Source organism: Natronincola ferrireducens (assembly GCF_900100845.1).
In the GTDB taxonomy this organism is placed as follows: domain Bacteria; phylum Bacillota; class Clostridia; order Peptostreptococcales; family Natronincolaceae; genus Natronincola_B; species Natronincola_B ferrireducens.
On record NZ_FNFP01000002.1, the window covers coordinates 164,031 to 175,254 of the forward strand.

Annotated in this window: 13 protein-coding genes; all 13 read left to right on the forward strand. The window is 35.6% G+C overall.

Going from position 1 to position 11,224, the window contains the following annotated elements:
• The first annotated feature begins 25 nt into the window (after positions 1-25).
• The 13 genes from BLS22_RS06250 to BLS22_RS06310 all read left to right on the forward strand — a co-directional run bounded on the left by BLS22_RS06250 (position 26) and on the right by BLS22_RS06310 (position 11,164).
• The gene (locus tag BLS22_RS06250; protein WP_090552193.1) at positions 26-1,219 is read left to right on the forward strand and encodes an acetate/propionate family kinase; all 1,194 of its coding nucleotides are present in this window, start codon (positions 26-28) and stop codon (positions 1,217-1,219) included.
• A 210-nt stretch (positions 1,220-1,429) separates the two neighbouring features.
• Positions 1,430-1,951 (forward strand): YceD family protein, encoded by a 522-nt coding sequence (locus BLS22_RS06255; protein ID WP_176762082.1) that lies wholly within the window; start codon positions 1,430-1,432, stop codon positions 1,949-1,951.
• 13 nt (positions 1,952-1,964) lie between these two features.
• Positions 1,965-2,147, forward strand: coding sequence for a 50S ribosomal protein L32 (gene rpmF / locus BLS22_RS06260; RefSeq protein ID WP_090552200.1), 183 nt, complete (start codon positions 1,965-1,967; stop codon positions 2,145-2,147).
• A gap of 243 nt (positions 2,148-2,390) precedes the next feature.
• A complete protein-coding gene (fapR, locus tag BLS22_RS06265; protein WP_090552204.1) occupies positions 2,391-2,957 on the forward strand; it encodes a transcription factor FapR in 567 nt (188 codons plus the stop codon).
• A 14-nt stretch (positions 2,958-2,971) separates the two neighbouring features.
• Positions 2,972-3,982: a phosphate acyltransferase PlsX gene (gene plsX, locus BLS22_RS06270; RefSeq protein WP_090552208.1), complete on the forward strand. Its 1,011-nt coding sequence runs from the start codon at positions 2,972-2,974 to the stop codon at positions 3,980-3,982.
• Entirely contained in the window at positions 3,975-4,970 is a 996-nt protein-coding gene (locus BLS22_RS06275; protein WP_090552212.1) for a beta-ketoacyl-ACP synthase III, read from the forward strand. The genes plsX and BLS22_RS06275 overlap by 8 nt, the downstream gene beginning before the upstream one ends.
• Positions 4,971-4,991: 21 nt before the next feature.
• A complete protein-coding gene (fabK, locus tag BLS22_RS06280) occupies positions 4,992-5,927 on the forward strand; it encodes an enoyl-[acyl-carrier-protein] reductase FabK (RefSeq protein ID WP_090552216.1) in 936 nt (311 codons plus the stop codon).
• A gap of 19 nt (positions 5,928-5,946) precedes the next feature.
• On the forward strand, positions 5,947-6,897 hold the full coding sequence (fabD, locus tag BLS22_RS06285) for an ACP S-malonyltransferase (protein ID WP_090552219.1): 951 nt from the start codon (positions 5,947-5,949) through the stop codon (positions 6,895-6,897).
• Positions 6,898-7,641: a 3-oxoacyl-[acyl-carrier-protein] reductase gene (gene fabG, locus BLS22_RS06290; RefSeq protein ID WP_090552223.1), complete on the forward strand. Its 744-nt coding sequence runs from the start codon at positions 6,898-6,900 to the stop codon at positions 7,639-7,641. It abuts the gene before it with no gap.
• A 37-nt stretch (positions 7,642-7,678) separates the two neighbouring features.
• Positions 7,679-7,909, forward strand: a complete 231-nt coding sequence (gene acpP / locus BLS22_RS06295) for an acyl carrier protein (RefSeq protein WP_090552226.1) — start codon at positions 7,679-7,681, stop codon at positions 7,907-7,909.
• A gap of 71 nt (positions 7,910-7,980) precedes the next feature.
• Positions 7,981-9,222: a beta-ketoacyl-ACP synthase II gene (gene fabF, locus BLS22_RS06300; RefSeq protein WP_090552230.1), complete on the forward strand. Its 1,242-nt coding sequence runs from the start codon at positions 7,981-7,983 to the stop codon at positions 9,220-9,222.
• 207 nt (positions 9,223-9,429) lie between these two features.
• A complete protein-coding gene (gene rnc / locus BLS22_RS06305; RefSeq protein WP_208974677.1) occupies positions 9,430-10,125 on the forward strand; it encodes a ribonuclease III in 696 nt (231 codons plus the stop codon).
• Positions 10,126-10,132: 7 nt separating this feature from the next.
• On the forward strand, positions 10,133-11,164 hold the full coding sequence (locus tag BLS22_RS06310; RefSeq protein ID WP_090552236.1) for an elongator complex protein 3: 1,032 nt from the start codon (positions 10,133-10,135) through the stop codon (positions 11,162-11,164).
• The last annotated feature ends 60 nt before the right edge of the window (positions 11,165-11,224 follow it).

Consider the following 11,224-nt stretch of genomic DNA (forward strand, 5'->3'; position numbering starts at 1 on the left):
TTATATTAGGAGGTATTAAGTACAAATGAAAGTATTAGTTATGAACTGTGGTAGTTCATCTCTCAAGTATCAACTTATCAACATGGAAAATGAAGAGTTATTAGCTAAAGGTATTGCAGAAAGAATAGGAATTGAGGGTTCCTTTGTAAAGCATGAAACAACAGGAAAAGAAAAAGTTCTTATAGAGGAATCAATGGCGGATCATAAAGTAGCGATAAAATTCGTTATTGAGGCTTTAACCCATAGTCAACATGGGGCAATAAAATCTATGGACGAGATTGCTGCTGTGGGTCATAGAGTTGTACATGGAGGAGAAAAATTCTCAGGGTCTATAATTATTGATGCGGAAGTAAAAACTGTTTTAGAGGAATGTTCAGAATTAGCACCACTACATAATCCTCCTAACTTAATGGGAATTAATGCCTGCCAAGAGATTTTACCTAATGTACCTATGGTAGGAGTATTTGATACAGCCTTCCATCAAACAATGCCTAAGGAATCCTATATGTATGCTCTTCCTTACGAATTGTATGAAAAGCATAAAATCAGAAGATATGGTTTCCATGGCACATCCCATAAATATGTTGCTATGAAGGCTGCGGAATTACTAGGAAAATCTATAGAAGACTTAAAGCTTGTAACATGTCATTTAGGAAACGGAGCAAGTGTAGCTGCAGTAAAAAATGGCAAATCTATAGATACTAGCATGGGTTTAACACCATTAGAAGGTTTAGTAATGGGAACAAGGTGTGGGGACATGGACCCTGCTATCATTGCCTTCTGGATGGAAAAAGAAGGCCTATCTATAGCTGAAGTAAATAACGCAATGAATAAAAAATCTGGGGTATTAGGCTTATCAGGTGTAAGCAGTGACTTTAGAGATATAGAAGAAGCAGCTAGTGCAGGTAATGAAAGAGCACAATTAGCATTAGATGTATATTACCAAAGAGTAAAGAAATACATTGGCGCTTATGCTGCTGAAATGGGTGGCTTAGATGCAGTAATCTTTACAGCAGGATTAGGTGAAAATTCGACTGTAGCTAGAAAAGAAATCTGTAAAGGTCTTGAATTCTTAGGAATTAAGATTGATGATGATAAAAATGATGTTCGTGGTAAAGAAACAGTTGTAACAACAGATGATTCTAGTGTGAAGGTATTATTAATTCCAACAAATGAAGAATTGATGATAGCAAGAGAAACAAAAAGTTTAGTAGGCTAACAAGGAAAAAGGTAGGGAGGAAGGATTCTCTGCCTTTTCTTTGTCTAATAAATTTTATCTATCAAGATAAAGTACTTGACAAATGTACGATTGATTTGTATAATCAATTTTGTTGATATATTGGTAGCGAGCTTTTCCTTAAGGACAAAATATAAGATTTAATGTTGGATAAATAAAGAAATACCTTCATAATAAATAGAGGTGAGAACTTTGAAGCTTGATTTATACACCGTAAAAATAGGGGATCAAGATAAACTTACTTTTAATTTTACTGTAAATCATAATCCTATCAATTACTATGGAGATGTTCTTAAGGTAATAGAACCTATAGAAATAATAGGGACAGTATATAATGTAGGCAACAAGATCTTTTTAAACTGTAGTATTGAAACGGACTTAGAAGTAAATTGTGGAAGATGCTTAAAGTCCTTTACTTATCCCCTCAAAACTAAAATGGATGTTGAATTAATTCAGGAGGATGAAGTCCAAGAAGAGGACTATTCTGATGATATTATTACTTACAAAGACAATACGATAGACTTCAGCGAAATTGCTAAAGAGCAAATTATAACCAGCATTCCTATGAAGGTTGTATGCAGTAAAGACTGTAAAGGTTTATGTGAAGCGTGTGGCACAGATTTAAATATAGAGCCATGTCGATGCAATACTAACAAAGATAGAGATATAGATCCTCGATTGGCTAAATTAAAAGAGTTGCTACAACAAGATTAAGGAGGTGTTAAGCATGGCAGTACCAAAGCGAAAAACAAGCAAATCAAAAAGAGACATGAGAAGAGCAGCAAATTCTAAATATGTTGCACCAGGGTATGTAAAGTGCCCACAATGTCACGAGCCTAAGTTATCACATCGTGTATGTCCAGAATGTGGATATTACAAAAATAAAGAAGTAATTTCAGTAAATGAATAATTATGACAAAAAATAGTAATGACCCCTCATTACTATTTTTTTGTTATCTAAAAATAACTGATTGGTGAAATAAAGATCGGTTGTTTTTTTATTGAAGAGGTAATAATTTTCAAAAAATAACATTATAAAACATACTATTTTTTAAAATAATAAGCATAAACCACTTGATTTTTCAGTATCAATAATATATACTAATCATTAGTATCAGGTACTAATTTTTAGTACTAATTACGGGGTGAAAAAATGAAGAAAACAGGGAGATCCAGCAAATCTAATAGACAGAAAAGATTAATAGAATTGATTAAGGAAGAACCTTTTTTGACGGATGAAGACTTATCAACAAAATTCAATGTAAGCATACAAACTATACGACTAGATAGATTAGAATTAGGAATTCCAGAATTAAGGGAACGAATTAAAAATGTAGCAGAAAAAAATTATAAAAAAGTAAGAAGTATTGTAGGAACAGAAATTGTTGGAGAGCTAATTGATTTAAATTTAGGTGAAAGTGGTATATCTGTTTTGGAGACAACGACAGATATGGCCTTCAGTAAAAACAATATTGTTAGGGGCCATCATATTTTTTCTCAGGCTGAGTCTTTAGCCATGGCGGTTATTGATGCTGAAGTAGCATTGACTGGAGTATCCAACATTAAATACTTAAACCCTGTTAAGGCTGGGGATAAAGCGGTAGCAAAAGCAGAGGTAGTACGAGTAAGGGGAAACAATCACTTTGTGCATGTTCGTATTAAAGTAGATCAAATACAAGTTTTTAGAGGAAAATTTATATTGGTGGTCATTGATAATTAGAAAGGAGGGCTATAATGAAAATTGTCGTTGATGCAATGGGTGGCGATCATGGACCTGTTGTTACTGTGCCAGGAGCTATTGAGGCTGTTAATGATTATAATATAGAAATTATTCTAACTGGAGATCAAGAAAAGATTCAGAAGGAATTAGATAAATATAGTTATTCTAAAGAAAGAATAAAAATTATTCATTGTAGTGAAGAAATTAGCAATGAAGATAAACCCGTTGCTGCTATCCGAAGAAAAAAGGATTCCTCCATGGTTGTGGGTTTAAATCTAGTAAAAACGAAGGAAGCTGATGCTATTATATCAGCTGGAAATACAGGTGCGCTATTGGCAGGGGGATTATTTATATTAGGAAGAATAAAAGGAATCGATAGACCCGCCCTGGCTCCTGTGTACCCAACTACAGAGGGAGTTGCTGTGTTAATTGATGGTGGAGCCAATGCCGACTGTAGACCAAGGAATTTTTTAGAATTTGGTATTATGGGAGATGTCTATGCATCAAAAGTTATTGGCATACAAAATCCTAATGTATGTATTGTTAGCATTGGTGTTGAAGAAGGTAAAGGCAATGAAATTACAAAGGAATCCTATAAGCTGTGCAAGGAGAAGGCAAGGTTTAATTTTGGTGGGAATGTAGAAGCCCGTGATATTCCTTCTGGGTATGCAGACGTTATTATTTGTGATGGATTTACAGGTAATGTTATTCTGAAGCTGACTGAGGGAATTGCTAGCACAATATTTGGTGCACTAAAAGAAGAGTTCACAAAAAATATATTACGTAAACTTGGAGCTGTAATTCTTAAATCAGGGTTGAAGAACTTTAAGAAGCGTTTTGACTATACGGAGTACGGTGGAGCTCCTTTTTTAGGGGTACAGGGTAACTTAATAAAAGCCCACGGCAGTTCTAATGCTAAAGCTATAAAAAATGCAATTAGGCAAGCAAAGACCTTTGTAGAGAATAATGTAGTAGAACATATTGAAATGGAAATTAAGGAGCTAGGGGAGGATGGACTTGACTAAACAATTTACTGCTAAAATAACTGGTACAGGAAGCTATTTACCAGAAAAAGTATTGACGAATAATGATTTAGCAAAAATAGTTGATACCTCGGATGAATGGATAAGAACTAGAACAGGGATTACTCAAAGAAGAATGGCTGACCAAGAAACTGCTACATCTGATTTAGCTACAAAGGCGGCAGAGAGAGCTATAGAAGATGCTGGCATTACAGCAGAAGATATAGACTTAATTATTGTAGCCACAGCCACACCGGATATGGCATTTCCATCAACGGCATGTATTGTACAAAAAAATATTGGTGCTATAAATGCTTCTGCATTTGATCTAGAAGCAGCCTGTACAGGATTTCTTTACGGATTGACGATTGGTGAACAATTTATTAAAACTGGATTTTATAAGAGGATACTAATCATTGGTGCAGAGGTTTTAACAAAGGTTTTAGATTGGAAGGATCGTAATACTTGTGTGTTGTTTGGAGATGGGGCAGGAGCTGTAATTCTAGAGAGGAGTGAAGAAGGTGATGGTATATTGTCTTCTTATCTAGGATCTGATGGTAAAAGTGGAGAGTGCTTAACTCTACCAGGAGGTGGCTCTAGATTACCAGCAAGCTATGAAACCATTGATAACAGACTTCATTATATTAAAATGGAGGGCACTGAAGTGTTTAAGTTCGCCGTCAGAGTAATGGGAAGCTCTGCTTTGAAGGCTTTAGAAGGAAGCAACATCAAATTGGAAGAGGTGGATTTTTTAGTTCCCCACCAAGCCAATATAAGAATTATAGAAGCAGCTGCAAAGCGCTTACATTTATCAATGGATAAGGTGTATGTAAACCTAGATCAATATGGAAATATGTCAGCTGCATCTGTGCCAGTTGCACTAGATGAAGCCGTGAAAAAAGGTTGTATAAAAAAAGGAGATGTTGTTGTTTTAGTAGCCTTTGGTGGTGGATTAACCTGGGGTTCCTCGGTAATAAAATGGTCGAAGTAAAGATAGGAGAAGGTGATATAGATGCTACGAACAGACCTATGTAAGATTTTAAATATTGAGTATCCCATTATTCAAGGGGGGATGGCATGGCTTGCTACTGCTGAATTAGCAGCAGCTGTATCAAATGCTGGTGGTTTAGGGGTCATTGCTGCTGGGAATGCTCCAAGTGAAGTTGTTGAAAAAGAAATTTTGAAGGCTAAAGAATTGACAGATAAACCCTTTGGAGTAAACGTCATGCTATTATCTCCCTTTTTAGAGGAGGTCATGGAAGTTATCTATAGGCACAAGGTACCAGTTGTTACAACGGGGGCTGGTAACCCTGGCAAGTATATTAAGAAGCTAAAGGAAGTAGGTACGAAAATTGTACCTGTTGTGCCTTCAGTAGCCCTTGCAAGAAGAATGGAAAGCTTAGGGGTTGATGCTGTAATTGTAGAAGGTACAGAGGCAGGTGGCCACGTTGGAGAACTAACAACCTTTGTATTAGTACCACAGGTAGCAGATGAATTAAAGATTCCTGTTATTGCAGCTGGTGGTATTGTTGATGGCAGAGGATTAGTTGCGGCTTTAGCATTAGGAGCTAAGGGTGTACAAATGGGTACTCGATTTATTTGTTCAAATGAGTGTACCGTTCATGACAGGTATAAGGAGATAGTGATAAAGGCTAAGGATAGAGATGCAATTGTTACTGCTAGAAGCACTGGACATCCTGTAAGGGTTTTAAAAAATAAGTTTGCTAAAGAACTTGTAAAGTTAGAGAAAGAAGGTATATCTCCTGAAGAATTAGAAAAGATAGGGGTAGGGAGATTAAGACTAGCAGTAGTAGAAGGAGATGTGGAAAATGGTTCTGTAATGGCAGGTCAAGTAGCAGCTATGGTAAAAACCATTAAGCCATGTCAACAAATCATAGATGAAGTAATAGATCAAGCAGCAGGAATACTCAAGAATTTGAAGGCATAGGGCAAGGAGGAGTAGGAACATGGGAAAAACTGCTTTTGTATTTCCGGGGCAAGGAGCTCAATATGTAGGTATGGGAAAGGAATTTGCTGATAACTTTAAGGTTTCTAAAAGGACCTATGAGGAAGCTAGTGATTTCTTAGGCATAGATATGAAGGGGATTTGTTTTAATGGACCTGACGAGGAACTGGTAAAAACCGAAAATACACAGCCTGCTATATTGACTACTAGCATAGCTATATTAAGGGCTTTAGAGGAATTAGGCATAGACTGTCAAATGACAGCAGGCCTAAGCTTAGGTGAATACGGATCTTTGGTAAAATCCAATGTATTTGAATTTAGTGATGCTGTAAAGTTAGTAAAAAATCGCGGAAAATATATGCAGGAAGCTGTTCCTATAGGGTCAGGGATTATGGCAGCAATTTTAGGCTTAGATAGAAGTCAGTTGGAAGAATGTCTTAAGAGTTGTCGTCAGCATGGCGTTGTTGAAGCTGCGAATTATAATAGTCCTGGACAAATCGTTATATCTGGTGAGGTGGAAGCCGTAAAACTAGCAGTAAAAAAAGCTGTTGAGTTAGGAGCCAAGAAAGCGGTTGTATTACCTGTAAGTGCACCTTTCCATTGTAGTTTATTGAAGCCAGCGGGAGAACGATTAAAGTATGATCTGGAAAACTTAAAAATAAATCCCCCTAAAATTCCGGTAATAACCAATCATGCAGCTCAAATACTAAACTGTAAAACACAAGTTATACCATCCCTAGTGGAACAAGTAAGCAAGTCTGTTTTATGGCAAGATTCTGTTGAATTAATGATAGAAAACGGGGTGGATACTTTTATAGAGATTGGGCCTGGCAAAACCTTGGCTGCCTTTATAAAAAGGATTACAAAGGCTTTAGATAAAAAAGTAAGTATATACAGTATAGAAGATATGAATGGTTTAAAAGCTTTAACAACAAGTTTAGGAGGGATATAATTGAACCTTAAAGGGAAAAGTGCCATTGTAACAGGGGGTTCTAGGGGAATAGGCAAAGCTATTGCATTAGAACTAGCTAAAAATGGGGCAAATGTAATGATTAACTATACCAGTAATCAAAAAGCTGCTGAAGAGGTAGTAAAAGAGTTGGAGTCTTACAATGTCAAAGGAGTTGCAGTACAGTGTGATGTAACCAAAGCTGACGATGTAAAAATGATGATGGATCAAGCCGATGAAAAATTTGATACTATTGACATCTTGGTGAATAATGCTGGTATAACAAAAGATAACCTACTCCTGCGAATGAAGGAGGAGGAATGGCAACAGGTAATGGATGTAAACCTTAAGGGAGTATTCCTGTGTACTAAGGCTGTCATCAGGAAAATGATGAAGCAAAAGTATGGTAAGATTGTCAATATATCATCAGTAGTAGGTGTTACAGGGAATGCAGGACAAGCAAACTATTCGGCTTCTAAAGCTGGTGTGATAGGGTTTACAAAGTCAATAGCAAAGGAAATTGCTGGGAAAAATATTAATGTCAATGCTATTGCCCCAGGATTTATTGATACAGATATGACAGCTGTTTTATCGGATGAGGTAAAGCGTAGTTTAATAAATAATATTCCGTTAAAAAGGTATGGTAAACCTGAAGATATAGCAAATTTGGTTGTATTTTTAAGTAGTGATCAAGCTAATTATATTACTGGTCAAGTTATCCATGTCGATGGAGGCATGGCAATTTAAAATAGAAGCATACTATAATTATAGGGAGGAATTTATAATGGTATTTGAGAAAGTTGTAAAAATTATTGCTGAGCAATTAGGAGTAGAGGATATTGCATCAATTAAAAAAGAGACATCACTGATAAATGATTTAGAGGCAGACTCATTGGATGCAGTAGAAATTATTATGGCTATTGAAGATGAGTTTGATGTTGAAATACCTGATGATGAAGCTGAACATTTTAAAAATATTGGCGACATTGTTACCTTTGTGGAAAAAAATCTATAGGCATAAAAATAGACCTGAGAGCTCCTAACTTCATAGGGGTTTCTCAGGTGTCATTGGTAAAGGAGGACAATATGAAAAAAAGAGTTGTCGTGACGGGATTAGGCTGTGTTACTCCTGTAGGAATAGGCAAAGAATTCTTCTGGAAAGCTCTTACGTCGGGTGTTTGTGGAGTGGATTATATTGAAAAATTTGATACAACAGATTACCCTACCAAAATAGCTGCTGAGGTAAAAGGTTTCAATCCAGAAGAGTATATGGATAAAAAAGAAGCAAAAAAAATGGATAGGTTTACCCAATTCGCCATCGCAGCTTCTAAGTTAGCTGTTGAAGATGCAAAATTAGATATAGAGAATGTAGAAGCTGAGAGGTTTGGTGTAGTTCTTGGGTCAGGAATAGGTGGTATTGAAACCTTTGAAGAACAAAATAACAAGTTAATGGATAGGGGACCAAGAAGGATTAGTCCATTCTTTATACCTATGATGATTACAAATATGGGTTCTGGACAGGTTTCAATGTTTTTCAATGCTAAAGGACCAAATAGTACCGTTGTTACTGCATGTGCATCTTCAACCAATGCTGTGGGAGAAGCCTTTAAAATTATTGAACGCGGAGACGCAGACATTATGATTACAGGTGGGACAGAAGCTTCTATCACACCTCTTGCTATGGCAGGCTTTTGTTCTATGAAGGCTATGTCCACCTATAACGAAGATCCTAAAAAGGCCAGTAGGCCCTTTGATACAAATAGAGATGGGTTTGTTATGGGAGAAGGAGCAGGTATATTAATACTAGAGGATTTAGAGCATGCTCTTAAAAGGGGGGCTCCTATTTATGCTGAAATTGTGGGGTATGGTATGAGTAGTGATGCTTACCATATTACTACACCAGACCCAGAAGGCAAAGGCGCTTCTAGGGCGATGGAAAATGCTTTAAAGGATGCCGATGTTTCCTATGAAAAAATTGATTATATTAATGCCCATGGAACTAGTACCCCTTATAATGATAAGTTTGAAACGATGGCTATCAAAAAAGTGTTTAAGGAGCATGCAAAGAAATTGTGTATAAGCTCAACTAAATCTATGACGGGACATCTATTAGGGGCAGCCGGTGGAGTGGAGGGTATAGCATGTGTTCTAGCTATTTATAATGATAAGGTGCCACCTACCATTAACTATGAAACCCCTGATGAAGAATGTGATTTAGATTATGTTCCAAACGTGGCTAAGGAAAAAGAGGTAAGATATGCTCTTTCTAATTCCTTTGGTTTTGGAGGCCACAATGCTACTATTATTTTCAAAAAGTACGATAAATAAATTTTCAAAAAATAATTATGGAAATAAGTGGGTTTCCATAATTATTTTTTGCATTTATAGGGATTTAATAGTAAAATGTTATTGAATTTATATGATAAATAGAAATACTTTAAAAACTATTGAAAATTGGTATATAGAAAAATCATTCTACTTTAAATTACAACTATGTTAAAATATTTTTTATCATGGTATTTTGGAGGGAAAGCGATGCAATATATAGAGGATCATATAAAGGAATTACAGGAGACATTGAATTATAAATTTAAGGATTTAGAGCTATTAAAGGAAGCCTTAACCCATAGCTCTTATGCAAATGAATCTAAAACTAAAAAGGCCAAATATAATGAACGATTGGAATTTTTAGGAGATTCTATTTTGGGTTTGGTGGTAAGTGAGTATATATTTATGACCTATAAGCATTTACCGGAAGGAGAACTAACAAAGGTTAGAGCCAATGTAGTTTGCGAACCTTCCCTAGCTGTTCAAGCAAGAGGAATAAATTTAGGAAAATATTTACTGCTGGGAAAAGGAGAAGATTTTACCGGTGGGCGACAAAGAGAATCTATATTGGCAGATGCTTTTGAGGCTTTGATTGGGGCTATATATATTGATGGTGGTATTGAAGTTACAAAGAGATTTATCCTGGGTAAGTTTTTGGAGAGTATTGATTTAGCAACTAAAGGCAGTTTGTTTAGAGATTATAAAACCCTTTTGCAGGAACTGCTGCAGAGTAAAACCTCAGAAAAAATTACTTATCATGTTGTTAGAGAACATGGACCTGATCATAACAAAAGTTTTGATGTAGAAGTATTGATAGGGAATAAAGTCATTGGAAGAGGTAGTGGAAAAAGTAAAAAGGAGGCAGAACAAAGAGCTGCCCAAGAAGCAATTAAGCGAGGTTAGATGAAATATGTCAAAAAAACTTTATATTATTCCCATTTTTATACCCCATAAAGGCTGTCCCCATGATTGTAGCTTTTGCAATCAAAAGAAAATAGCCGGAGAAATAATAGATGTTACCTGTAGGGATGTAGATAGAATTATTCATCATTATTTAAATTTATTTTCTGAGCAAGCTAAAACTATAGAGGTTGCCTTTTATGGAGGAAGCTTTACAGGACTGTCTAAGGAAAAACAGATTGAACTTCTAAAGCCAGCTTTTGATATGAAGAAAAAAGGGATTATTCACAGTATTAGGCTGTCAACAAGACCAGATTATATTGACACAGAAATACTAGAGAACTTAAAAGAATATGGTGTTTCTACCATTGAATTAGGTTTGCAATCTACCGATGACAATATACTTCTTTTAAATAATAGGGGACATACAAGGGATGAAATTGTAAAGGCTGCTGTATTAATTAAGGATTTCCAATTTAAATTAGGACTACAAATGATGGTGGGTCTGCTGGGAGACAATAGACAAACAATAGATAAAACTGCTGAGGATATTATTTTATTGAAGCCCGACTTCGTAAGGGTCTATCCAACAGTTGTTATCCAAGATACCTACTTAGAAAAATTGTACTACAAAGGAAAATATAGACCTTTTACCCTAGGGGATACAGTTGAGATTTGCAAGGATCTCTTACTGAAGTTTGAGGAAAAGGATATACCAGTTATCCGCTTAGGATTACAAAGTACTGAGGATATTCAGCAAGGCAAGGCTATTATTGCAGGACCCTATCACCCCGCCTTTAGAGAAATAGTTGAATCTGAGATTTATAAAGATAGAATAGAGACAAAACTTAAAAATAAGCAGTTACTAAAAGAGGCTATATTAACAGTTTATTGTCATCCTAAGGTTATATCAAAAATAGCGGGCTTTAAGCAATGTAACAAGCTATATTTTATTAATAAATATAGCTTGTATAAGATGATAATTAAATCTTGTGATAATATGGAAACAAAAGATGTTAAAGTAGAAATAACTGTTCAATAGAAGACCTTAAAATCTTTTGTAGAGTAATGACCTTATTTTATGATAAAATATCTTTATGGA